We start from the raw sequence: 26,231 nt of genomic DNA on the forward strand, positions 1-26,231 counted from the left end.
TGTGAGGGCCGCAATGCCGTACGCGCTCCTTTTCTTTCTGGTGTTGATGGCATGCTGCCCGGTCTGCGCCCGGGATTGGGCCCTGGTGGCGTACCTGGATGGACGAGGGGACCTTGGCGCAGACGCCGTTGAGCACGCTGGGGGCATGCTGCGTCTGCCGGGAGCGAATCCGGTACACGTGGCTGTCAGCGGTGCGGGTGGCGGAATCTGGTCTCGGGAAAACGGCCGGGTGACGCGGTTCCCCGGCGGTGCGCCGCAGGCTCCAATCTCGTCTGAGCGAGGACTGTCTGATTTCCTCGAGTGGGTTCGGCCGAGAACGCAGGGGTACAACCGTCTGGTGTGCCTCCTGGGACACGGAGCCCCCGCAGCGGCAGGCGCAGGAACGGCCCCGTTTCGGTTGCTGCACGCCGATGACGACCCGGGGATAACGCCGGACCAGTTGGCAGAGTGCTTGCGCGGGCATCTCGGCAGCGAGCCGGACACTACGACGGTCGTGGTCCTTGAGACTTGCTTCAGTGCATCGGCGGATTCGATCTACGCATTGCGCGACGTGGCCGACTTTGTCCTCGTCGCCCCGGGCGAAGTGCCGAGTCCTGGGCTTCCGTGGCCGTCGACGGCGCTGGCCGTCATTGCTGCGGCTTCCGGGGATCGTAATACTTCGCTGTCAGAGGACCTTTCGCGTGGCGCGGAACAGAGATGGATGCGCTCCTGGACTCTGCTCTGGGTACAGCCGGGAAGGTTCGAGAGCGTTGTCGATGCGCTGCAGAGCTTCTGCGAGGCAGCAGAGCGAAGCCCTGAAACCTGTGCTGCGAGCCTGCTGCGACTTCGCGCGAGCACCTCGGCAATGCTGGAACGCCGGGAAATGGTCGAACTCGCAAGACTAGCCAGGACAGTCGGGAATGAGCAGCCGGGAACGATCCTCTTCGACCGAGGACAGGCTCTCGCGACGGCAGCGGAACAGGCAGCAGTCCAGCACGTCGTGCTTGGGCCCGCAGGGGCGGATAGCAGGGGCCACCCGTGTGGGATAACGGTATACCTGCCCGGAGCGCTGGGATGCGGCCACGCAGACCTGGGATCGTGGAGTTCCCTTGCAAAGCGCACTGGCTACGATCGGTTGATTGAGTTCTATGTCCAGTACTGCGGCCGTTTGGTGCCCGGCTTGGGACCGACAGCCTGACGCTACGCAGGACGGCCGGGAGACCTCGGTGCGAAAAGCGCTGAGGGTCCGCGGAACTGGCGCGTCGGACTGCCAGAAGGAGGCAACAAAGGTGAGACGTTTCGGCCAGGAACGCAGTGCTCATCGCTCCCCTGTGGCCAGCCTCATCATTCTGGCGGGGCTCATCGCCACGTCGGCGTTCGCATCAGCGGCGCCTGCCGGGTGGGATGACCTGGCCGGGCCTCTGCGGGCACTCACGTCCGCAGGTAGTGCCCTGCAACAGGTGGAGGTGACCTTCCGATCGCCACAGGATGCGGCGTGCACCGACCTCTCGGCTCTGGGCGCGATCGTTGAATACCGGCGTGACTGCCGAGCGCAGTGCCTGGTGCCTGCGCGCAACCTTCTTGCTCTGGCGGCGCTGCCACAGGTGGCTCAAGTCAGTGAGCCGGCGCGTCCCATCACCTGTCAAGGCTTCGGCGCCGTGGTAAGCGAGGCAGTCCAGTTCACCAACGCATCGGCCATGCAGATGTCGGGCTTCTCCGGAGCACCTGCAACCATCGCGATCATCGACATCGGCTTCAACGGTATCGCCGCGGCCGAGATACCTGCGGGCTACGAACTGGTCTCGCTTCGAAGCGACCAATCGACGACTGCGAGCAATCACGGCACCGCGATGGCTGAGACGGTCGCCGACATGGCCCCTGGCGCGAACCTGCTGCTGGTCGCGGTGGACACTCCCCTGTCGATTGAGGCCGCTGCTGATTTCGTGGCAGGACGCGGTGTTGAGATCGCCGTGTCAGGTCTTGTCGTGGTCGAGGGGCCGTTCGACGGCACCCATCCTCTGTCACGCGCGGTGAACAGTGCGGACGCGAGTGGTCTGCTATGGGTGCAGGCCGCCGGGAACCTCGCTCGCCGCCACTGGTCGGGTGAGTATACCGACGACGATGGCGACGGGATACACGAGTACGATAAGAACGTCGAGGGGATATCGTTGGCCCTCAACAGCGGGACCTTCGACGCCTACCTGAGCTGGTATCAGACTGCAGGCACGAAGACCAGCCAGGACTATGATCTCGTTCTCGTGGACGGCCAGGGAAACGTCGTGGCGCAGTCATCGATCACTCAAAATGGTGATGACCACCCGCGCGAGCGCCTGCATGCTACAGTGGTGGCCGGAACCTACAACCTGCAGATAAGAGCGGTGTCCATCGACGAGAGCATCACGGACACATTCCAGCTCTTCATCCCCGACGTGGACATCTCACCGGATACCCTCCAGGTTGCCGAGGGAAGCCTGCCCGTTCCCGCAGAAGCAACGGGAGCCTTCACGGTAGGCGCCGTGCGCGGAACAACAATTGACCCGGCCCCTTACAACCTGACTGCTGTCGCGCTGGATAACATCGAGCCCTTCAGTTCGCGAGGCCCCACGGTGACTGGCGCGATGAAGCCCAATATGGTCGCGCCTGACGCCTGCCGCACAAGCCTTGCCGCGGTCGGAGCAACGCCGATCAGTGCGGGAGGCGAGTTCATCGCCCCCAACGCGTTCGGCACGTCCTTCGCCGCTGCTCATGTAGCAGGAGCGCTTGCACTGCTGTGGAGCGAGGACACCACACGGTCCAAGATAGAGTTGCGCGACGCGATCCTTCGACTCGCGGTAGACGTTCCGCCACCTCTGCCCCCGGCAGAGCCGCTCCCTAATAACACCTACGGTGAGGGCCGCCTGAATCTGCGCGTCGGAACTGACGTGGCGAAACCGGTGTGTCAGATCACCTACCCGCGCAGCGGGGAAACGATCAGCACTACTGAGCCCGTCATAACCGCGTTTCTGAGCGACGTCGGTAGCGGCGTCAAGCCTGCGACCATCGTGCTCACAGTCGACGGCGAGATAATCAACCCCTCCGACATCGTGTTTGATGCGGCCACAGGACTCTTGACATACAGGGTTGGGCCGCCCTCTCACGCGCCGCTTAGCCGCAGTAGCCATCGGATCACCCTCGACTGTCAGGATTTTCAAGGGAACGTCGCCGAGCAGGCCGTGAGCAGTTTCCGCGTCTCGCCGCCCCAGGTGGACGCGGGGCTGCACATGATCTCTCTCCCCTTCGCGGACCTCGCGCCAAACACGAAGACGCCGAGTGCCATTTTCGGACTTCCTCCCGACCAGGTCATCGTCGTCCGGTGGGTTCCCACCGACGCGACTGTCGGCGACAAGTACCACTGGTGGGGTGGCCCTGCCCAAATCGAGGACCAGTTCGCCAGCTTCGAGCCTCTGGATGCACTGGAACCGCCGTACGTCGTGTCTGACCCGCCTGCCGGCCTCGGGTACTTCCTGAGCATACCGACCTCCGCCATCCTGAATGTCTCTGGCCGGAGCCTGGCCGATCAGGTGAGCTATGACGTGAAGCTGTCCGTCGGTTCGACGCCCCCGCGAGGGTGGAACATGATCGGGTGTCCGTTCCCAGACGCAGTCACCTGGGGCGGAGTGGAGTTCATCACGAACGGCGTGCGCCAGGACCTGCGCGAAGCCATCGACTCGGGGGTAACGGAGGGCATCCTGTTTGCTCTGAAGAAGGCTGGCGCTTCCTATTACTACGACTTCCCCGCCGATCCCCTCTCGGGTTCGGTAGCGCCCTTCCAGGGCTACTGGCTGCATGTTCTGAAGGACACCACGCTCCGGCTCTACAATGGCGTGATCACCGGCGCATCGAAGGCGCCCAAGGCGGAAAAGCCGACGCCCTCTGTTGATAACTGGGTGCTGAAGTTCGGCGCATCCGCGGCGGGGGGCCAGGATCCGACGAATTACATCGGTGTCTCCACCGCTGCGACTGACGGGTACGATGCCGGCACCGACGTGCCCGAGCCGCCAGCCGTGTCGAGCCCGGTCCGGGTCTTCATGGCCAGGCACGAATGGGGGACCGCTGCGGGCCAGTACGTGAAGGACGTGCGCGGCGCGGTGGGGACTTCACAAGTCTGGGACGTCACGGTGGAGTGTGCCCAGGCCGACACCGACGTGACGCTGAGCTGGCCCGAGATCAACGCCCAGGTCCCGGCCGGGGTGACCTTGGTCCTCACCGACCTCGATGCCGGACGTGATGTGTTCATGCGGACGGTCACCGGTTACACGTACAGGTCCTCGTCCGCGAACAGCAGTCGTCGCTTCGAGATCACGGCAACGCCAAGTGCCGATCGTGTGTTGACCATGAGCAATGTGCAGGCGCAGCAGGCGCCCGGGGGAACGGTGACCCTGGCGTACACGGTGAATGTCGCCGCGGACGTCGAGGCCGAGATACTCAATATCGCGGGGCGGACCATCAACCGCCTTGGTTCTCGGCCCGCGACTGCCGGCGCAGTCCAGACCCTGACCTGGAATGGCCGGAACATCCAGGGCTCCCGCGTGCCGCCGGGCCGCTACATGGTCCGGCTCACCGCTCGCACCGAAGACGGTCAGGCCGTGAACGCGGTCCGCACCTTCCAGGTGACACGCTGAGACTGAGGCTCTATGGATTACCGACGATCCAGAACGACAAGCGATATCGTCACGACACGCCTGCGGCGGCCGGCGAGAGGAGCTGACCCACTCGTGCACCAAAGTCACGGCGCACTCGCCACTTTGACGGGGCGTGCCTGTTTCGGTCTGGGCCTGTTGCTGTTGACCATCGTGGTGGCGTCCCCGGTCGCTGCACAGAGGAACGTCGTGGAGGTCACCCACCCCGGTGGCCTCATGACAATCCAGGTCGAGGACGCGACTACCTTCAGCACGGTCCGCGTGACCAACAACGTGCCGCGGTATTACCAGTGGCAGCGCCCCGGCGGTCGATTCCGTCTGCTGACTGGCTCGCGTACCCCCACCGGAGGCGATCCGACGCGCACAGGAGACGAGAGCCGAGCGATCGCCAGCAAGATCGAGGCGGGGATTGCCGGTCCGGCGACCGACCTTCCTTCCTATGACCGGTTCACGTCGAAGGTAACCATCGCGGTGGACGGAGAGTACTACGACATTCACGCTCTCGGGGCCGCCGAAGACGACCGCGAAGGTGCGGCTGCCAACTACTGGCCCGTGCCCCCTCAAGCCAGTACGCGAGACATCTACGGCGTCGCGCGCATCCCGCTGGATGATGACGACCCCAATGCCGCGACGGAGTTTCTGGTAATTGAGCACCGTTGGACCCTGATCCACGACGCGGTGCGTCTCGAGTACATTGTTCGCAACAACTCCGGTGAGGCGCACACCGTTGGCCTTCGCACCCTCATCGACGCCTCCTTCGGCCAATGGGACCGCGACGGCGGCGTAATCGTGCTTCCCACTGGCGAGCGGATCGTGACCGAACGCACCATCCCGGATGCAAACACAACGGTCGTGCCCGCTGTCTGGACAGCCTTCGACCGGATTGATGATCCGACCGTCAAGGTGCGCGGTACGCTGGCGAGCAGCGATGTCTTCAGCCCCGGTACGGCGAATTCCGCCGCGGGCATGCCCGACCAGATCTCCTTTGGCCTTTACCGTAGTCTGGGCAACGACGCCCAGTGGGACTTCATCCCGAACGAAGCCTTGAGTCTTGAGGGCGAGGACTGGGCATACGCTGCGCGATGGGACGAGCGTGATCTGGCCGCTGGCCGCTCCCGCCGGTACGTGACCTACTACGGCCTGGGGGCCGCCTCTGTCGACTACGAAGCGCCGTACGCACTCGCAGCCTACTGCCCTAGCCGCCTGTCGGTGCAGGCCGGCGACGACCCCAGCACAGCGGCGGTGGAACGCTACTATTTGACGGACGCCGATGGAAACAGCCCATTTACGGTCTATGCCTATGCCGACAATTTCAGCACCGCACCCCTGGTCGATGCGAGTGTTCGCATCAGTCTGCCTGACGGCTTCGAGCTGGATCCGTCCACGCAGTCGTTGAGCAAGTCCTTGGGCACCGTGGCGCGGAACGAGCTGAAGCGCGTGTCGTGGACAGTGCGGGCATCGGTGGCAAGACCCGGTGTGGGGACTGTGAAGTTCACCGGTCCGAACGGCAAGACGGTCGAGTGCGACGTGACCATTCCGGTTATCCCCGCGCTCACGCCGATGACATCCCTCAGGGGCATCGAGATGATCTCGATCCCCTATGAGTTCACTGACACCAGCGTGGAGCACGTCTTCCAGGACCTTGGCTCGATGCATGTGGGTGGGCCCAATGGTCTGGCTCGATGGAGCCCCGAGGAACAGCTCTACCGATGGTTCCCTCACGCATCGGTGAGCAACATCATCCCAGGCCTGGGTTACTGGTTCCTCAACCTGAACCGTAAGACGGTGTTCTTCCCGGATGATCTCCAGGAAGTGAACACCGATTGGGAGTACTCGGTGAACCTCCCGGCCGGGTGGAACCAGATAGGCTCGCCATACGCGTTGATGACCAACCTCGCCGGCGTTCGGGTCATTGATAGCAGCGGCTCGGAGTGGTCTATGCAGGAGGCTGTGGCCCGGCGCCTGGTTATGGGTACGCTCTACTCATATGACGCGGAAGACAATGAGTATGAGTGGGAAACTGAACTCGCCGACGTAACGATGACACCTTTCATGGGTTACTGGCTGTACGCCTACGAGGACATCACACTTCTGTTCGGCCCCGAAGCCCTCTATACCCAGTCAGTGAATGAAACCACGGTTACGAGGGCACCGGGAGACTGGAAGGTGAATATCTCGGTCGCCGCAGCCGGGCGCGTGCGCACCCGATCCATCGGCATGGCCGCCGACGCCAGCGATGGCGTCGACCAGTCAGACGTCGTGGCCCCGCCGGCTGCGCTTCCCGACGGGGTGGTTCTCACCGCTCAGTTCGCGGACCCACAGACCGGGGCAGGCTTCATGGAGGACATCCGGAGCGCGGGAAGCGACCGGCAGACATGGGACCTGACTGTCACAACCAATGCCGCCGATCAACCAGTGACTATCACCTGGCCCGACCTCAGCAACTTGCCGGCGCAGTTCGCGGCGTACTTTGAGGATCCTGTAACCGGTCAGCGCCGTTACATGCGCACCACAACCAGTTACCAGTACCGCACAGGAGCAGGCGGGGGAACCCGTCAGTTCAGGATCGTGGTCCAGCCGATGACGGCGAGGAATACCCTGGTACAGTCGGCATCGGCCGCGGCATCATCCGGCGGCGTGTCTTTCGCATACACGTTGAGCTCGGACGCCGATGTTGACATTGAAGTGCGCAACATTTCGGGCGTCGTTGTACGCCGGGTCGCCACGAGCAGGCCCTCGACAGCGGGTGTCAACACTCTGGCCTGGGACGGGCGCAATGAGCACGGAGCCAAGGTGCCGTCAGGTCGGTACCTGTTCTCGGTCACCGCGCGATCGCCAGAGAGTGGCGAGCAGCACAGTGTTGTACGTTCCTTCCAGCTCTCACGCTAGGCGGGGAATGAACGCAGCACCAACAACATACTAACACAGAAGCGCATGCACACATTAGCAAGGGGGAAAGGGTGTAATGACCTCTATTCGAACCAGCTGGTGGGGGCGCCACATTAGCTACGCCCTGCTGGCAACCATGGTGCTGGGCCTCACCCCGCTGTGCGCCGGCACGGCCGCTGCACAGGGACACAATCGCACTGTGCTACTGTTTGCCGTCTCCGATGAGAGCGCAAGCGGCCTGCCCGAACTCAGGAAGGTTGCCACCGACTCTCTGCAGATGGCCATAGACCAGTTGCCGCAGCTTGAGTGCACTGAGTTCTCGCGCACGTCCCCCCTCGTGCGAAGGGCCGCTGCGGAAGGTCGAGTGCTGCCCACGCAGCTGGAGCTTGGGCCGTCCAGTCCGCGAGACGCGGTCGCTATTGGCCACGCGCTGAATGTGGACACTGTGGTGCTTGCGAGTATCCAGTCTTACCGCAGCACCCAGCAGCCCCGAGCCGTCGAGGTCATCATCTCGGGCCAGGCCTATGACGTGAAGCCCAACTACGACGAGGAAGCGGGCGACCCCGTTGCCAAACCGCAGGTTGCCCAGGCATTCGGCGTGGTAGGCACGAGCCGCAAGCTCCCCGGTTACCAGGGCAGCGACCGCCCTCTTGCACGAGAGGCCCTCGACGAGGCCGCATACCGCGTAGCCCGGGTGCTGAGCGGCGCCACTATCAGCGAAGTCGCCAAGCCCACCCCCAAGGCGGCCAAGAAGAGTAATGGCACCAAGATCCTGGCCTATCTGGCCGCGGTCGGTCTCCTGGCCTACCTGGTGAGCGAGTCTGGCGGCGACGACGCTGCCGGGCCCAGTCCCGACGCCGTGCCTCCCACCGTCCTTCCGCTGCAGGTCGAGGGGACGGACACGATCCGGCTGCGCTGGCAAGAGCCCACGGGCACCTCATTCACCGTGCTGCGCTATCAGATTCAGCGCCGAGTAAACAATGGTGAATGGTCCTTCTTCGGTTCCGGCGGCTCCAGTGCCGATGTAAGCCGCACCGCCACCGAATACCCTGACTTCGGCGTGAGCACAGGGAACTCCTATTCATACCGGATGCGCGTCATTTACACGAACCAGAAGGTCTCCGAGTGGGTAATGTTCCAGGGGATCTCTCTGTGAGCAGGGCGGCTCGCGCCGCGTAACTCCCGCGAAACTGGCCGCCCTCTGCTGAACCGGCAGGGGGCGGCTTGCCCAAGAAACGCAGCATACATCGCGCCCTCTCCGGTTCAGCATTTGGCCCGCCACCTCATTCAGTGATCAGCGAATGGCAACCCACCCTGACGCTAAATTGGTCCGGATCTCGGTGATCCTGTGCGGCTTGCTTACATGGCTGATCTCCGGCCAATCTGCTGCCCAGGACATCCGCCAGGGGACCGTCCGCATCACTCTCAGCCCTAACCCTGTCACCCTCCCCGCAGACGGCAAGAGCCGCTCACGCATCCTCATTGAGGTGCGCGACCGCAACGAGCAACCTCTCCCAGATGGGACGCCGGTGTTCGTTTTCGTGGACAACGGTCTCGTGGAAACCGGCGATGCCGACCGGAGGCAGTCCCTCACGGCCACAACACAGGGCGGGTATACCACGGTCTACTGCACAAGCGAGACACCGGGGGTCGCCACTGTCACGGTGCGGGTGCAGGACACCCGCCAGCGCGCTCTTCTGACGTTCCTGCCCAAGGGCGAGAGCCCGAAAGCCCAGCCTCGCGTGGTTCACGTGCGCGGCAAGTGGGTCGGCTACTGCCTGGATCTAAACACCATCAGGGCCCGCGACGGTGCGCGTGCGACAATAGGCAACATGATCTTCGACGCTGCAGACGGCCTGGAGCTGGACATTGAAGCGAACACGTTGCGGGGCTGGTCGGTGCGGATCCGCCGGGGCGAAGAGACACTTGAGGGCGAAGATTTCTTCTATGAGATTGGCACCGGGAGGGGTGTGATCCGGCGTTTTGGAGAACTCGGGGTGGAGCGTACTTTCTTCTCCTGCTACAGCCTGACCGGCCAAACTGCCGAGTGGGAACTGCCAGACGATGTCTTTCGGCGCGATGACCGCGAGGGCGTCAACTGGATGATCTGCGAGAGTTGCCAGTACCATCTGCACCAAAAGGTCGTCGTGAAGAAGGCGGCCTTCTACGCGCAGACCCAGAAGGTGTTCAGCTTCCCCCCGTACTGGGTAATCGGGCTTCCCGGCTACAGCGGCTCCAGCAACACCCAGGTGGTGGGCGTGAGCACTGATGGCGGTCTCGCCGTTGACTTCCCCTTCTTCTACCGGGTGAGCGACAACTGGGCGGGAGCGGTGAAGATCCAGCGCGGGGCCTCCGGCACCAGCTTCATGGCCCGCGATGGTTGGAGCCTCGCCGTCGAAGAAGAGTATCAGACCTGCACTACTCGCGGGAGTATCGAGGCGAGCGGGATATTCACGAGTGACTGGGGCGTGGAGTGGCGCGATGAACGCACGGTGTTCGGGAGCGATCAAGCGTTCTTCAACGTGGCGTGGCCCGACCATGAAAGCATTTTCGCGGACGCCAGCCTCTATCACTACTCGGACAAGTATCGCTTCAACCTCCGCGGCCAGTATGACGACCCGGCGGCCGCCGAGAAGGCCTACCGCGTGACTGGCGACTGGTTGACTGAACCTCAGCGTCTCACAGGGAACTCGCGCTACCGTCTGGGGGCGTCGGTCGGAGGGCGCCTGTACAAACAGCGGGATGACGACTGGGTTCTGGAAAACGAGCTATACGCCTCCGTTGAGCTGGACCCCTGGAGAATCGGTTCGCGCACTCGCATCCGCCCGACCTTTAGCGACACCTTCTCGTGGGACACCGGGGAGTTCTCGCAGAACATCGCGCGCGCCCAGCTCCGCCTGAACCACCAGTTCGGCTCGGCTGCATGGCTGGGGCTCAACTACCAACTGAGTTACCACAATGGCGACAGTACCCGCAAGGGCGCCAACAGCATGGTCGGCCTGGACTTCAACCTGACCCACGACTGTCTGTGGAACCTGTACCTCAATGGCACGTGGGATGTGAATGAATCGGACACCTACGGGTATATCGGCTGGGATTGGTTCTTCAAACCGGCGTGGCGGTTCGGAATCGTCGGCACCCACTACGGATATGGTGAGGAAGACTACAACGACCTCGAGTTCGAATTGGGCCGAGCCATCGGTACGCGCGAGATCGGCCTGCGGTATTCGCTCAAAGAGGACCGGCTGTCCCTGGAGTTTGGGAGTTTCGGTCTGTAATCGCGTCTGCCAGCCCCCGTTACGCGCACCCACCAGCCAAACATCTGTGCTATAATATCCACCTTCATCCTACTACCTGCATCACAGAGTCTCGCGCTCCGCAGGGCGGCGTTGGACTGTCCGGGCGGCGAGCGATGCGGCATTTGGGGTCCTGGAGTGCCTGACTTCGTCGTCACATCCGAGTATGTACCCGCGGGCGATCAACCGCAGGCCATTGACAGCCTGTCGGAGGGCATCGCTGCGGGGGAGAAGTTCCAGGTCCTGCTGGGAATCACGGGTTCAGGCAAGACATTCACCATCGCCAACGTGATTGAAAGGGTCCAGCGGCCCACCCTGGTAATTGCGCACAACAAGACGCTGGCCGGGCAACTGTGCGCCGAATTTCGCGACTTCTTCGGCAACAATGCGGTGGCATACTTCGTCAGCTACTACGACTTCTACCAGCCCGAAGCCTACTTGCCCCAGACTGACACGTACATCGAGAAGGACTCCCGAATCAATGAGGAGATTGACCGGCTGCGCCACTTCGCCACACAGTCGGTCATGCAACGTCGGGACGTGGTGGTGGTCGCCAGCGTCTCGTGCATCTTCGGCCTGGGCTCGCCTGAGCAGTATGAGGAAGTCACCCTCTCTTTGGCACGCGGACAGGCGCTGAGCCGCGATGACATCCTGAAGCAACTGGTGAAGATGCAGTTCTCGCGGAACGACATCGCCCTGGATCGAGGCACGTTCCGCGTACGGGGCGATGTCATCGAGATTCACCCGGTGGACGCGGATATCGTGACCCGCGTGGAGCTTTTCGGCGACGAGATCGAACGCATCGTCACCCGAGATATCCTCACAGGTGAGCTTCTTGAGGAGAAAGACAAGACCATCGTCTTCCCGGCCACGCACTACGTGGCCAGCGCCGAGCGCACTGAAATGGCGATCGCGTCCATCCAGGCCGAACTGGAGGAGCGGCTCGAGTACTTCTACAGCCGGGGCCGGGTGCTGGAAGCGCAACGTCTGGAGCAGCGCACCCGGTATGACCTGGAGATGATCAAGGAAATCGGCTACTGCCAGGGCATCGAGAACTACTCACGCCATTTCGACGGACGCGCGCCGGGACAGGCTCCGTATACGCTGCTGGATTACTTCCCCGATGACTACCTGATGGTCGTGGATGAGTCGCACCAGACGATACCGCAGATTCGTGCCATGCTCCACGGCGACCGGTCGCGCAAAGACAGCCTGGTAGACCACGGGTTTCGGCTTCCATCGGCCTACGATAACCGGCCACTCACTTTTGAGGAGTGGGAGGAAAGGACAAATCAGGTCATATTCGCCTCCGCAACACCGGGGCCGTACGAGCTATCGAAAGCGTCGCGAGTGGTGGAGCTGATCGTACGCCCGACCGGGCTTGTTGATCCACCCGTGGAAGTTCGCCCAACGCACGGTCAGATCGACGATCTGGTGGCGGAGATCAAGAAACGTGTCAGCAAGAGACAGCGGGTTCTTGTGACCACGCTCACCATCCGGATGGCGGAGGACCTCACGGACTACCTGCTGGAGCTGGGTATCCGTGCGCAGTACATGCATAGCCAGATTGACACCCTGGACAGGCACGAGATTCTGCGGTCGCTACGGCTTGGAGAGTGCGATGTTCTGGTGGGCATCAATCTCCTGCGCGAGGGCCTGGACCTGCCCGAGGTTTCCCTGGTGGCCATCATGGACGCGGACCGTGAAGGGTTCCTGCGCTCAGAGACAGCTCTGATCCAGACCATGGGCCGGGCTGCGCGGCATCTCGAGGGCCGGGTCATCATGTATGCTGACCAAGTCACCGAAGCGATGCAGGCGGCGATGGATGAGGCCGAGCGTCGCCGGGCGAAGCAGATCGCCTATAACGAGGAGCACGGAATCACGCCGCGTTCGGTGCAGAAGGCCATCCGCGACACGATCCGTTCCGAAGAGGATGCACGCGAAGCTGCCCGGCGTCTCATCCCCGCTGCGGCGGCGGAGGAAGTGGGCGAGGAGGATCTGACCGAGATTATCGCCGCGCTGGAGAGCGAGATGCAGGAGGCGGCCGCGAACCTGGAGTTCGAACGCGCTGCGCAACTGAGGGATGAGATCCGCGAACTGCGCGGTCTGCTGGAGGAGGATTAGCCCTGGCGCTCCCGCCGAAGGTCGAGGAGAAGCTGAAGAGCGTGCCGGACCTGCCCGGCGCGTACACCATGCGCGACGCCGAGGGCAATGTGCTCTATGTGGGCAAGGCACGCAGCCTGCGCAAGCGTCTGCGGCAGCACTTCCGGGAAAACGCGACTCCGTACGGCTGGTCGCAGCAACTGTACCCCCGCGTGGACGATATTGATTACACGGTCACGGCGTCCGAGGTGGAAGCCTTCATCCTCGAAGCCAATCTCATCAAGGAACACAAGCCGCGCTACAACATCCGCCTCGCGGACGACAAGAGCTACCCTTATCTGAAGCTGACCGACGAGGTCTACCCGCGGCTCATGATTCTGCGCGACCTGCCCGCTAATGCACGGGTCCGTGTGCCCGGTCGTGCGGGAGCAAGGCGTTTCCACGACCCCCATCGCCACGAGGTCCACGGCACCGGGTCCGGGCGCATCTTCGGTCCGTACCCCGACACGTCCGCGATGCGCCGCATCATGCAAATGGTGCCAAAGCTGTTCGGCTTGCGCGATTGCCGTCGCAATCTGGACGGCACGCCCAACGGCAAGCCCTGCCTGAATCTGCACATAGGCCGGTGCGTGGGCCCATGCCGCGGCGAAGAGTTCGTCCCCCGCGAGCAGTACGGCGCCATCGTTGAGCAGACCGTGCGCTTTCTGGAGGGCAAGTCCGCGGAAATCGTGCGCGACCTGGAGGCCCAGATGCGCGACGCGTCGGCGAATCTGGATTTCGAACGCGCAGCCATTCTGCGTGATCGGATCAGAGCCGTGGGCCGGGTCACACAAGATCAGCTCATGGTCGCAAACGAGAACCGCGACCAGGACGTCATCGGCGCAGCGATGCAGGAGGACAGTGCGCTGGTGGCCCTCCTGCAGGTGCGTGCCGGGCGCCTCGTGAAGCAGGATCAGTATCCCTTCGCTCACGCGAAGGACCGCAGCCTGTCCGATGTGGTTGAAGCCTTTCTCACCCAGCACTACGCCCGGGCGGCGTACATTCCCCCGGAGATATTGGTCTGCGCAGATATAGAGGACGAAGAGGAATGGTCCGCGCTACTCAGCGAGGCCCGCGGCTCAAAGGTGCGCGTCTACCGGCCCCAGCGCGGTGAGAAGCGGCGGCTGATGGAGTTGGCGGTGAAGAACGCGGAGGTCGGCCTGCGGGCGCACCTGCAGAGTCGCGAGGCGCGCAGGCAGGCATCGGAAGCGGCGCTCAATGACCTCGCTGCAGCCCTCGGCCTTCCTGAACCGCCCGCGCGGATTGAGTGCTTCGACATTTCCACCACACAGGGGCGTCATTCCACAGGCTCCCAGGTGGTCTTCACCGATGGTCTTCCCGACAAGCGCGGTTACCGTCATTACCGCATGACCCAGACCGAAGGCAAGCCTGACGACTACGCGATGATGGCGGAGATGCTCGCGCGACGGCTGAGCCGAGGACTGCAAGAGGATCCGCACTTCCTGCCGATGCCCGACCTCATTCTCGTGGATGGAGGCAAAGGACAACTCAGCACGGCGCTGGAGGTGCTTCGGAAGGCCGGCGTCGAGCACATTCCGGTAGCCGGGCTTGCGAAGCAGGAAGAAGAAGTGTTCGTTCCCGGCCGCTCCTTCCCCGTGGACATGCGCGATCACCCGCAGGGACATCTGCTGCTGCAGCGCATCCGTGATGAGGCGCACCGTTTCGCCATCACCCACCACCGGGGCCTGCGCGATGCCCAGATCACCCGCTCGGCACTGGAGCAAATCCCGGGGATTGGCCCGGAGCGCCGCAAGGCGCTACTGCAAGCCTTTGCATCGGTTCAGGAGATCGCACACGCATCCGTGGAGCAACTGGCGGCCGTGAAGGGCATGGACCACCGAGCGGCGCAGGCAGTGCTGGACGCACTGACGGCAGGGCCGGAGCTCATGGCTGAGCGGGAGGAGGAAGAGGAGTACGAGGGGCCCGAGACCGGCGACATCGAGGAAGAACAACAGAATGGGGAGCCTACCTGAGCAGGCTCCCCGCTGATGAACGGGCTGTTGGGTTCGCTACCCGCCGGCTGCGCGGGACTTCACGTAGGTCAGCATCCCGCCAGCCCTGAGGACCTCGATCTCGCGCGAGGTCAGTTCCACTCTCGCTGTGAACTCTGCGCCGGTCGCGAGGTTCCGGCCCTGCACGGTTCCGCTGCTCAGGCCGGTCACCACGCCGCTCAACTCGATTTCATCCCCCTCGCTGAGCGCTCCGTAAGTCTCTTCGTCAATGACCATCGGTACGATGCCGAAGTTCACGAGATTGGCTTTGTGGATACGGGCGAATGATCGGGCCAGGACCGCCCTCACGCCGAGGTACATGGGTACGAGCGCGGCGTGCTCACGGCTGGAGCCCTGGCCGTAATTGTCGCCGCCGAGGATCACGCCGGCGCCGGCCTCACGGGCCTTCTCGGCGAAATCCGGCGCGACGTTGGCGAAGGCGAACTCGGCCATCTTCGGAATATTGCTCCGGTAAGGCAGCACCTTGGCACCCGCGGGGGCGATGTCGTCGGTGGTCACGTTATCGCCCAGGCGCAGGAGCACCTTGCATCGGATGGTGTCTTCGATCGGCCCGCGCGGGTCAACGAACTGGATGTTGGGGCCCCGGATGACCTCGACGTCGGAGCCATCATCGGGCGGCGCGACGATCATGCGATCGTCGATATCGAAGCGTTCCGGAACGCTGACCACCGGGGCATCGCCAAGCTCGCGCGGGTCGGTGATCTTCCCAGTCAGCGCCGCTGCCACGCAGGTCTCGGGGCTGGCCAGGAATACCTGCGCGCTGAGGGTTCCACTGCGTCCCTCGAAATTGCGGTTGAAGCTCCGTACCGAGACGCTATCTGTCATCGGCGACAAGCCCATTCCGATACACGGGCCGCAGGCGCTCTCCAGGATCCGCGCTCCCGCACCAATAATGTCTGCCAATGCGCCATTGCGTGCCATCATCTCCAGCACCTGCCGCGAGCCCGGGGAGATGGCCAGGCTGACCTCGGGCGGCAGTGTCTTTCCGCGCAGGGCGGCCGCGACGGTGAGCATGTCGCGCAGGGACGAGTTGGTGCAGCTTCCGATGCAGACCTGATCCACCGGGGTCCCGGCGACTTCGCGCACCGCAACCACATTGTCCGGACTGTGCGGCCGGGCGATCATGGGCTCCAGCGCGGAGAGATCGATCTCGACGATCTCATCGTACTCAGCGTCCGCATCGGCAACGAACTCCTCCCACGCGTCCCCGCGTTCCTGGGCAATGAGGAAGTCGCGGGTGAGCTCGTCGCTCGGGAATACGGAAGAGGTGGCGCCCAGTTCGGCGCCCATGTTGGTGATGGTAGCGCGTTCGGGAACGCTCAGAGTCCCGACGCCTGGGCCACCGTACTCGAATATCCGCCCCACGCCACCTTTGACCGAAAGACGCCGCAGCAGTTCGAGGATCACGTCCTTCGCGGAGACCCACGGGCTGAGAGCACCGTTGAGCTCCACCCGCACGACCTTCGGGCATGTAAGCGAGAAGGGTTCGCCAGCCATCGCGCAGGCCACATCCAGCCCGCCTGCGCCGATGCCGATCATGCCGATGCCGCCAGCGGTGGGAGTGTGGCTGTCGCTGCCCAACAGCGTTTTCCCGGGCACGCCGAAACGCTCCAGGTGCACCTGGTGGCAGATGCCATTTCCGGGACGCGAGAAGTAGACGCCGTGCTTTGCGGCAACGGTGCGCAGGTACAGGTGGTCGTCCGCATTCTCGAACCCGGTCTGAAGCATATTGTGGTCGACGTAGCTGACCGAAAGCTCGGTCTTGACCCGCGGCACACCCATGGCCTCAAACTGCAGATAGGCCATGGTGCCGGTGGCATCCTGGGTGAGGGTCTGGGCGATGCGGATGCTGATTTCGGCGCCGGGAGTCAACTCCCCGGAGACCAGGTGGCGACTCAGGATCTTCTCGACAACGGTGCCCTTCACGGTGAGACCTCCCTCAAGAACAGCAACTGCCCGGACCTTTCCGGGCGGGACCTAATCTTACACAATGGCCTGCACGTGAGGCAAGGTGGCCGTCAGCGATCACAAGAGCCCGGGTGTGCTTCGCTCTTGCCGCCGGGCCGCGGACAGTCTACACTACAATTCGGCCATGCGTTCCGGGTCCCGACCCCGCCGCCCTGGCATGCCGCACCCAATTACCGCGCCTCGCACTTCGGGTTATCCACCACCATGCCGCTCATCAGCGTCCACAATCTGACCAAGTACTATGGCACCGATCTTATCCTGGACGGTGTCTCGCTGAGTATTGACAACCGGGATCGCGTCGGGCTCATCGGCGCGAACGGGAGCGGCAAGACCACGTTGTGCCGAATTCTGGTGGGACTGGAGTCCTATGAGGACAATGCCCAGATTCACAAGGCCAGGGGCATGACGGTGGGCTATCTTTCGCAGGACGTTGATTTCGGCGGTGCCATCACGCCGTGGGAAGTGGTCATGGCAGTGTACGGCGAGATGCGCCGGCGTGAGGAGGAGATCCGCAGGCTCGAAGAGGCGATGTCCGCGGAGACGGACAGCAACCAGCTTGCGGAGTTGCTGGAAGAACACGAGCGCCTTACCGCGCACCACATCGCCGCCGGCGGGTACGAGTATGAGCGCCGCGCGGCCAGTGTCCTCACTGGCCTCGGAGTGCCGGAAGCTGATTTCCACCGAGACATCTATAGTTTCAGCGGCGGTGAGCAGCGCCGGGTTGCGCTGGCCCAGTTGCTGCTCAAGGAACCGGACCTGGTGCTCCTGGACGAACCCACGAACCACCTGGACATTCAGGGCATCGAGTGGCTGGAGGGGTATCTCAAGAGCTATCCCGGGGCTGTGGTCTGCATCTCCCACGACCGACGTTTCCTGGATTCGGTGGCGCGGCGTATCCTGGAACTGGAAGCCTGCGACCTGACGGAGTACCGGGGCGGCTACTCGGACTACCTGCATCAGAAGGAAGAGCGCCTGCTCACGTACAGCCGCCAGTATGAGCGACAGCAGCAGGAGCTGAAAAAGCAGATGGCCTTCATCCGCTGGGCGCTGGGGACCCAGCAGGAGAAGAAAGTGCGCGCGGCCAAGAGCCGATTGAAGCTGCTGTCGAAGATGGAGTATCTCGATCCCCCGCCGGCACAGGCGCGGCAGATGAATCTGCGATTTGAGCCGAAAATGCGGGGCGGCGAGGAAATCCTGGAGCTCACCCGCGTGGGCATGAGTTTCGGCGAGCGCAGGCTGTTCTCCGACATCAACCTGTTCGTACGGCGCGGCGAACGGGTGGGAATTGTTGGTCCGAACGGGTGCGGCAAGACAACGTTGCTGCAGATCATGCTGGGCAGACTGCAACCCACCGAGGGCAGAGCACGACTGGGAAAGAGCGTGGAGATCGGCTATCACCGCCAGGATGAATTCGGCCTGACGCCGGACCACACCGTCTTCCAGGAGTTCCGCCAGATCCTGCCCACCGCTGACCAGGGCGAGATCCGCAGCCTTCTGGCGCGCTTCCTGTTCGTCGAAGATGACGTGTTCAAACGGGTCGGGGACCTGTCCGGCGGCGAGCAGAGCCGCCTGTCGCTTGCCAAGCTGATCCTTATGCAGCCCACGGTGCTTGTTCTCGACGAGCCCACCAACCACTTGGACATCGACTCGCGCAATGCCCTGGAACACGCGCTCAGAGACTACCGGGGCACAGTGATTGTGGTCTCTCACGACCGCTACTTCCTGGACAATGTGGTCAACCGCGTGTTGGTGATGGGTGGCGGCACGGCCGTGGTTCACCAAGGCAATTACGCATCATACGTTGCCAAGCGCGAGGCGATCCAGCAGGAGCGGGAAGCCCAGCGGCGCGAGCGCGAGGAACAGGAACGCCGCGACCGACAGCGCCAGGAGCGACTCGCGCGGCAGAACCGCAAGGACAAGCGAGCGCAATCCGGACAGGAGCAGCTGCCCACAGCGGAAGAGCTGGAGGAGCGCGCGGCGTACCTGGAGAAGCAGCTTGAGAAGGTGCACCGGATTCTCGGCGACCCGGCCACCTATGACCAGCCGGTGCGCGCCCAGGCGCTGAATGCCGAGCATGAAAAGCTCAGCGCAGAGTTGCAGACCGTGTATGAACTCTGGGAGCGGGTGGCGGCGGAGGAAGACTAGATGTGCCCGAGAGCTCTCGATCCGGTGTTCCACATGCCACGACCGCAGCGCGGAAGCAAACCCCGGCAGTGACTGAGGAGATGCCCATGTTCGGCGGCTTCTATGAAGGCAAGAACGTGCTGGTCACCGGACTGACTGGTGCGAAGGGAACCTGGGTTGGCTGGTACCTGCTGCAGGCCGGAGCCGCGAAGATCATCGGCGTGGACAACGCGCGTAGCCCTGAGGGCTCTTGTTTCTCGCGCTGCGGGCTGGCCCAGGACCCGCGCGTCGTCCTGCATACTGAAGACGTGCGCATGGCGGATCACCTCACGGAAATCGCCGAAAAGGAGCAGGCGGACGCCGCCCTGCACCTGGCCGCGATGGCCATCGTTGGAGAGTGCCAACGCAGCCCGTTGGAGACGTACTCGGTCAATGCAATCGGCACCGCATCGTTCATGGAAACCGTCTGGCGCACGGGGATTGAACGCGCGGTTGTCATCACCACAGACAAGGTGTACCGGGACAAGGGCGGCGAGCCCTGGGTGGAGGACGACGCGCTGGTGGCGAGTGGCCCGTATGCGGTATCCAAGGCTTGCGCAGACCTCATTGCTCGTGACTATTACCAGATGTACCTGAAGCCCGCGGGCAAGCGGTTCGCCATTGCCCGCGCGGGGAACGTGCTGGTGCCGGGCGACCGCCATAAGGGACGGATTTTCGTGGACATCGCCGACGCCCTGGCGGCAGGCGAGCCGCCGGTCATCATGAACCCCGCGTTCACCCGACCCTACACTTTCGTGGGGGATACGGTGAGTGGATACCTGTGGCTTCTCTCCCAGTCTGACCGGCCGGATGTTGATGGCGAGGCCTTCAACTTTGGCCCAATCGAAGAGCGCGGGGTGCCCAACGCGGATCTTGCGACAAAGATGTGCGAACTGTGGGGCTCGGGCATCACCTGGAAACGCGGAACCCCGCGGGACGAGCCTTTCGCGCACCAGAGCCTGGACTGCACGAAGGCCAGGGAACGCCTGCACTGGCAGGCGGCATACACGCTTGACCAAGGGCTCGCGGAGCTGGTCACCTTCGAGAAAGCGCTGGCCGCAGGCGCCGCCCCGCACGAGTTGCGGGCACTTGCCCTGCGGATCGTCGGGGACCACGCAAGAGCCGCCGCCAGGCAGGGGATCGCCTGGGCGGCCTGATCCGATCGCACCGCCCTGGGTTCGCTTCGGGAGTTCACTGCCTCACCCATGGAGGTCCGCTCATGCCTGCTCTCCTCCTCGCTCTCCTGTGCTGCGCCGCCTGTTCCGCTGCCCCCATCCAGGTGGGGGATGACTCCTTCAGCATCTACCTCGCAGAAGACGGGGCGATCAGTTCCGTCCGCTCGTGGGGGCAGGAAGTTCTCGCCCCCGGCTCTTTGGGGACTCTCACCATATATGATGTCTCCGGCAAGCAGGGTTCGGCGACTCTGCGCGGCTCGGTGGCGGTGGGGGAGACGGGCATCGCCGCCAGCTACCCTTGCGACCAATTCGGACTGGACGTGGATGCCGTCTACACCGCCGGGCCGCTGAGCACGGTGGGCATCACTCTCACGGTTCGGGACCGCACAGGGCAGGATCGGGGTCTTGCGCTGGAGTTCGGCCTGCCCGTAGGTGCTCAGGGCTGGAAATGGTGGGATGACCCCGACACCTGGCGGGTCACCGAGGCAGGGCAGCAGTACGCGAATGTCACCCGCCTACGTGGCCTGCCCGGGTTGCCCGAGTTCGATGACAAGGCGAATCTGGCCAGTTTCGGGCACTACTCGTGGTACCCGGTGGCCGCCATTACCGGCCGTACGGGCCTGGGACTGGCCAAGCCCCCGCGAGATGCCTGTCTGTTCCGCTTCGGCTTCGACGGTCGCCGTGGCGTGCTGTATTCGGCCTGGGATTTCGCCCTGAGCCCCGACACCCGCGAGCCCGGCACGGCCCGGTTCTCCCTGGTACTGCTTCCCCTGCGCTCCGAGAACGGGTTCCGCGGTGCGCTTGCGTCGCTCTATGCGCTTTGGCCCGAAGACTTCCGGGCCCGCGTCCCGTCCTTCGGCGCCTGGATGCCCTTTGACCGACTCAGCGAAATTCCCGACGTGGATGAGTTCGGCTTCGCTTACCAGGAAGGCGCGCCTGAGCCCGGGTTCGACGATGAGCTGGGTGTCTCCAGTTTCATCTATTTCCACTGCGCGGGGGAGTTCGCCGACATCCCCGGGTACACGCGCGACCAGCCACTTCCGCCGTACGAACAGCAGCTGGCGGCACTCAACAAGGTCGCCAAGGGACGCACCGGGATCGATGATGTGTGGGGTATCACCGGGATACAGAACCCGGACGGCACGGTGAACATCCTGCCTGAGCGCGTCTACGGGCATATCTTCAGCCAACCCTGCGTCGACCCGGACCTGCCCTACGGGAGGGCCATGGTGCAGCGCCTGGTGGAGCGGGTGATGGAGAAGCCATCGCCCGTCGGGGTGGATGGGTGCTATTACGACGGCATCGCAGTGGGGTTGGACTACTCCCGCGAGCACTTCCGGGTGGCCGACAACCCGCTCCTGTGGGATGCGTCGCTGCAGCGGCCGGTCGCGTACAACTTCTTCGCGTCTCTGGAGTGGGCGCGGGCCATCGCCGACACGCTCCATCCCGCGGGCAAGCTGACGATGCTCAACGATTCGTCCATGACTTCCTTCAGCTATGCGTTCCCGTACCTGGATGTGCTGGGCGCTGAAGGCGGCTGGGTCAACTCCGACGAGAGCTTCCTGCGCGCAAGGGCGTACTCGTACCAGAAGCCCTTCTGCACCCTGCTGAAGACGGACTACAGCAAGCACCCGCAGGCACGGATCGAGTCGTACATGCGCAGTTGCATGGCCTTCGGAGTACTTCCCGGGTTCTTCGACATCAGCCCCAGCGGCGCGAACCCCGGCTCCAGCTACTGGGATCACCCCGAGTGGTACAACCGTGACCGCTCCCTGTTTAGGCGCTACATGCCGCTTTGCGCCGAGTTGTGCCGAGCGGGCTGGGAGCCGATGCGTATGGCCTCGAGCCTTACCACAGGGGCCGAGATTGAACGCTTCGGCGGCGGGGCAAGCGGCACGGCGGATGGCGTCGTCTATTTCACGATTCGCCGCGACCCCACGGAGGGGCCGTCCACAGTGAGCATCGACCTGTCGGCAGGTCTGGCCTGCCTGAAGGCGCGCGGTGTCTGCGCCCTGGACCTCATCAAGGGACAGGTGCTTCCCATCCAGGAGGGACGGCTCGAGGTCGAGGTGCCTCCGGCCGAGGTGGGTGTGATTGCGGTAGGGACGCCGGCGCAGCTTTCCGCGCGCTGCCTGGACGCGCTGGCCCGGATGATCGGGGCGCGACAGCAGTACCAGGCCGCGACGGAATCTGCCCGCAAGATGCTCACGGGCTGGACGCCCTACATGACCGGTGGGGAACTGGACTACACCGTGGCCCACACCGGTCAGGCGTCTCTGCGTGCCGCACTTGCGGACCCGAAACAGATGGCCGGGGCAACCCAGGTGCTGAACCTCAACCAGAGCGAGCCGGAGGACCTCATCATCAGGGGCGCATCCCGGGCGCAGGAGGTGTCCGGCAACAAGGACAGCGGTTACAGCGTATACGTGGACTGTTATTACCACAACGGTGAAAAGCTCTACGGGAACACCATCCAGTTCTCGCCCGGCACCCACGACTGGGAAGTGGGGGAGATCCGTATTCACCCGGAAGCCACCCTCAGCACGGTCAATGTCTACTGCATGTTCCGCGGGCATACCGGGACGGTCTGGTTCGATGACCTCTTCGTGGCGCGGGCGTCTGACCCGGAGAGGAACCTGCTGAAGAGCCCGGGCTTCGAGCCCGCACAGGCCACCGTCACAAATGACGCAGTCAGGGACGCCTTCGCGCAGCTCGATTCGCGGCGTGAGCAGGCGCTCAAGCTCGTGGCCAATCCCAATGCTGACGGACTGACCGAACTGGCTGCGGCGACGCAAGGCGACCTGGCGCGTTTCGACGCGTTGGAAGCCCGGGACGCGGGCGCTCGCGCGCGCAGAGACCTGGTGGAAGCGGCGGACCTCGCCCGTCTGGCGCTGATCGCGTTCACGGGGAATACAGAGGCAGCCCTCTGGCCTCAGCGGCTCACCGAGCCCTGCCCATTGGTATCAACCGCTCCCGGGCCAGCCGCTCCGATCTGGTGGGTGGTAGACCAGACCACGGGCGTCCCTGCGGGCACTCGCCTATCGGTGGACAGCAATTTTAGCGGGTATCAGCCCGACGTCCTTGCCGATGGCCGCATCAACCCGGATACCCCGGACTGGACCCGGGTTGCCTGGGCATCGGCCGACGATCCGCGCCCACACTGGATCCGCATGGATTTCCCGGCGCCGCAGAGAGTGGGCAAGGTGACGGTGCACTGGGCACTTGACGGTGGTAAGCGTTACCGGTCCAGGGACGTGCGGGTGGAAGTGCGCGAAGGGGAGGGCTGGAAGGCGGTTGAGCTCGATGAAAGGGGCGTTGACACGAAGGACGAGCGGACTGTCTTCTCCTTCGAGCCTGTGGTGGTGGACTCCCTGCGCATTTACCAACCCGCGCATGGAGGACCGGCGGACCGCCCCGATATCCTGTGGGTGACCGAAGTTCAGGTGGAGTAGTGGCCCGGGGCTACTTCGCCTTGCCACCTTTGCTGGCTGTGGCCTTGTTCCGCGCGCGCCGTCGGGATCCGGATACGTAACCCGATGCCACGGCACCCAGCAGCAAAACGGCGAGGACGATCAGGAAAACGCCGTGGTCAGCCTTGCCGTTCAAAAGCAGCATGATGCCGTAGACCAGCAGGAACAGGCCCAAAGGCAGCGCCAGGGCCGTGAATGCGCAGTTGAGGAGATTGTCCACGGATCCACCTTCCGGTCGGGTCGGGCAGGAAATGCGCCGGCGCGCGAGTTGCATGCGCCCAAGGCCGGGCCCGTCGCCGGGGCATTATACCGGGCGCGCAAAGGGCGCGACAAGAGCCAGCCCAATTAGCGGCCCGCTCACTTGACAATGCGCGCCCAAAGGTGTAGCGTCTGCGGGTTCCTTCATCCCGCAAACACGAAAGAAGCATGATCTCGTCATGGGCGTCATCGAGTTCCTCAACCGCCTGTTCCCACCCCGCGAGCCCGACACAACACGCGAAGTCGGGCGCAATGAACCGTGCTGGTGCGGAAGCGGGCGCAAGTACAAGTCCTGTCATCTTCAGGCCGACCAAAAGAAACAGCAATCCCGCTGAACCTGCCGGTCACCGACTGATCCCCCGCCTGACGGCAAGAGTGAATGCGCACCACGGTCTTGCGACCGGGGCGCTTTGCTGTGCCTGGACGCCGGAAGTCCGTCGCCTTGACGCCTGGGCTGGTTTCGTGTCTAATCCCCCTACATCAACTGCTCCCGGGACATCCGCGACCCTATGTCTCGTCCATCAATGGTTGCCGTAATCGGTCTGGACGGCGCCGACTGGAATATTCTCCAGCCGCTGCTTGATGCCGGGCGCTTGCCGGTGCTCGCGGGTTTGATGAACCGCGGCGCATGGGCCCGACTGAAGAGCGTGGAGCCCCCAGTTTCCTCCGCCGCCTGGACCAGCATGTGCACCGGTGTCAATCCGGGCGCCCACGGCATCCTGGGTTTCGCGCGCATGGACGGCTATGGCTCGCAGATCATCCGCTCCGGTGATGTGCGAGCCCCGCAACTGTGGGACATCCTGCGAGCCGCGGGCCTGCGCAGCCTTGTCACCAACCTGCCCAATCTCTACCCGCCGGTGGATGTGAATGGCGTGATGGTCACCGGCATGCTCACTCCGGACGCAGCCTCGCGTTGGGTCCACCCGAAGCCTTTGCAGGAGAGCCTTCTCCGTGCGGGTCTGGGGTTCGCTCCTCGGCCGACGGTCCGGGAACTGCACCGTTTAGGCGCGGAGGATGCCCGGCGCGTGCTGGGAGAGTCAGCGGCGCTCCAGGGCCGGACCGTGCTGCGACTGCTGCGCGAGGGACCCTTCGGCCTCGTATTCACGGTGTTGGACACGGGCGACCTCGCGCATCACGCATATCTGGGCAGGGCGCACGCCGAGGCGGTAGAGACTGGGCAGGCGCTGCTGGACACAAGTGCGGGTTCGATCATTGCCAGACATCTGGATGATCTGGACGAACTGCTTGGGGAGATCACCCGCGCACTGCCTGCAGACGCCGCGATCCTCGTGGTGTCGGACCACGGCTTCGAGCCGAAACCCAAGACTGTGTACCTGAATCAGTGGCTGGCGACCAATGGCTATCTGCAGCGTTCGCGGTTCGGCGGCAGCAAGGACGCGATGAACTGGCGTAAGCGCACGGTCGCGGAACTACTGGGCAAGCTGAAGCTCGGCCCATTGGCCCGGCTGCTTCCCTCGGGAGTGCGCGAACGACAGGTTGCGGTGCCGCGTCTCGGCCGGATCCTGCACGCGCCTTCGCCCAACTGGGGCCGCACCCGGGCGTTTCTGGACCCGACCGCGCTGGGCGCAGGCATCCGGATCAATCTTGCCGGGCGCGAGCCTCAGGGCACGGTGTCGCCAGGGCCGGAGTACGAGTCCCTGCGCGACGAGCTAATCTCCCGGTTGCTGGCCTGGCGCGAGCCGGGCACAGATTTGCCTGTCATAACCCATGCCTGGAAGCGCGAGGACATCCACCCCGGACCTCACAATGGGGCCGAGCCCGACGTCATCGTGCGCTACCGCCCTGACCTGAAGGCCGCGCACACCTACGACCCTGCACTTATCGCTCCTGCCGAACCAGACCAGGCTGCGTGGCACAGCGCGGAGGGCATTATCATCGCAGCCGGCCCGGGAATTGGCCCTTCGGGCGATCTTGGCGCTGCCGATATCCGCGACGTTGCGCCGACAGTACTCACGCTCCTGGGCATCGCCCCGCCTGAGCACATCGAGGGCCGGGCGCTGGCGTGTCTGACGGCGGAGGTGCGAGAGCAGGCACAGGTCTTGGCGCTGGAAGACGGTGTAACTGCAGGGTCAGGGCTCAGCGGAGAAGATGAAGCCGAGGTCACCGCCCGGCTTGAGGATCTGGGCTATCTGTAGAGATGGAACACTGAGGAGGTACC

The 26,231-nt window shown here is 63.9% G+C and carries 14 protein-coding genes; 12 read left to right on the forward strand and 2 right to left on the reverse strand.

All coding sequences use genetic code 11. The annotated features are described in order from the left end of the window. Window positions 1-13 precede the first annotated feature (13 nt). The 7 genes from HPY44_01295 to uvrC all read left to right on the forward strand — a co-directional run bounded on the left by HPY44_01295 (window position 14) and on the right by uvrC (window position 14,979). Window positions 14-1,177 (forward strand): hypothetical protein, encoded by a 1,164-nt coding sequence (locus HPY44_01295; GenBank protein ID NSW54622.1) that lies wholly within the window; start codon window positions 14-16, stop codon window positions 1,175-1,177. 91 nt (window positions 1,178-1,268) lie between these two features. After that, on the forward strand, window positions 1,269-4,640 hold the full coding sequence (locus HPY44_01300) for a S8 family serine peptidase (GenBank protein ID NSW54623.1): 3,372 nt from the start codon (window positions 1,269-1,271) through the stop codon (window positions 4,638-4,640). 93 nt (window positions 4,641-4,733) lie between these two features. Then, the gene (locus tag HPY44_01305) at window positions 4,734-7,547 is read left to right on the forward strand and encodes a hypothetical protein (protein ID NSW54624.1); all 2,814 of its coding nucleotides are present in this window, start codon (window positions 4,734-4,736) and stop codon (window positions 7,545-7,547) included. Between the two features lie 76 nt (window positions 7,548-7,623). Continuing rightward, the gene (locus tag HPY44_01310) at window positions 7,624-8,703 is read left to right on the forward strand and encodes a fibronectin type III domain-containing protein (GenBank protein ID NSW54625.1); all 1,080 of its coding nucleotides are present in this window, start codon (window positions 7,624-7,626) and stop codon (window positions 8,701-8,703) included. Window positions 8,704-8,848: 145 nt separating this feature from the next. Continuing rightward, complete coding sequence (locus HPY44_01315) at window positions 8,849-10,825, forward strand: hypothetical protein (protein ID NSW54626.1); 1,977 nt, start codon at window positions 8,849-8,851, stop codon at window positions 10,823-10,825. A 156-nt stretch (window positions 10,826-10,981) separates the two neighbouring features. Then, window positions 10,982-12,967, forward strand: coding sequence for an excinuclease ABC subunit UvrB (gene uvrB, locus HPY44_01320; GenBank protein NSW54627.1), 1,986 nt, complete (start codon window positions 10,982-10,984; stop codon window positions 12,965-12,967). A gap of 41 nt (window positions 12,968-13,008) precedes the next feature. Further along, window positions 13,009-14,979 (forward strand): excinuclease ABC subunit UvrC, encoded by a 1,971-nt coding sequence (gene uvrC / locus HPY44_01325; protein NSW54628.1) that lies wholly within the window; start codon window positions 13,009-13,011, stop codon window positions 14,977-14,979. A 36-nt stretch (window positions 14,980-15,015) separates the two neighbouring features. Here the strand turns inward: uvrC and HPY44_01330 are convergent, their stop codons facing one another. Beyond that, a complete protein-coding gene (locus HPY44_01330; GenBank protein ID NSW54629.1) occupies window positions 15,016-16,944 on the reverse strand; it encodes an aconitate hydratase in 1,929 nt (642 codons plus the stop codon). Between the two features lie 246 nt (window positions 16,945-17,190). Here HPY44_01330 and HPY44_01335 point away from each other — a divergent pair, with 246 nt between their 5' ends. The 3 genes from HPY44_01335 (at window position 17,191) to HPY44_01345 (ending at window position 23,776) form a co-directional block, all read left to right on the forward strand. Continuing rightward, window positions 17,191-19,131: an ABC-F family ATP-binding cassette domain-containing protein gene (locus HPY44_01335; protein ID NSW54630.1), complete on the forward strand. Its 1,941-nt coding sequence runs from the start codon at window positions 17,191-17,193 to the stop codon at window positions 19,129-19,131. Between the two features lie 86 nt (window positions 19,132-19,217). Then, the gene (locus HPY44_01340; protein NSW54631.1) at window positions 19,218-20,306 is read left to right on the forward strand and encodes a GDP-mannose 4,6-dehydratase; all 1,089 of its coding nucleotides are present in this window, start codon (window positions 19,218-19,220) and stop codon (window positions 20,304-20,306) included. Between the two features lie 62 nt (window positions 20,307-20,368). Continuing rightward, window positions 20,369-23,776, forward strand: coding sequence for a discoidin domain-containing protein (locus tag HPY44_01345; protein ID NSW54632.1), 3,408 nt, complete (start codon window positions 20,369-20,371; stop codon window positions 23,774-23,776). A 10-nt stretch (window positions 23,777-23,786) separates the two neighbouring features. On the opposite strand, the gene HPY44_01350 is transcribed toward HPY44_01345, so the two are convergent. Continuing rightward, on the reverse strand, window positions 23,787-24,014 hold the full coding sequence (locus tag HPY44_01350; protein ID NSW54633.1) for a hypothetical protein: 228 nt from the start codon (window positions 24,012-24,014) through the stop codon (window positions 23,787-23,789). 217 nt (window positions 24,015-24,231) lie between these two features. Here HPY44_01350 and HPY44_01355 point away from each other — a divergent pair, with 217 nt between their 5' ends. Together HPY44_01355 and HPY44_01360 are read left to right on the forward strand one after the other, a co-directional pair. Further along, window positions 24,232-24,387, forward strand: a complete 156-nt coding sequence (locus HPY44_01355; protein ID NSW54634.1) for an SEC-C domain-containing protein — start codon at window positions 24,232-24,234, stop codon at window positions 24,385-24,387. A gap of 174 nt (window positions 24,388-24,561) precedes the next feature. Beyond that, the gene (locus HPY44_01360) at window positions 24,562-26,208 is read left to right on the forward strand and encodes an alkaline phosphatase family protein (GenBank protein ID NSW54635.1); all 1,647 of its coding nucleotides are present in this window, start codon (window positions 24,562-24,564) and stop codon (window positions 26,206-26,208) included. The last annotated feature ends 23 nt before the right edge of the window (window positions 26,209-26,231 follow it).

It is taken from the genome of Armatimonadota bacterium (genome assembly GCA_013314775.1).
In the GTDB taxonomy this organism is placed as follows: Bacteria; Armatimonadota; Zipacnadia; order Zipacnadales; family JABUFB01; genus JABUFB01.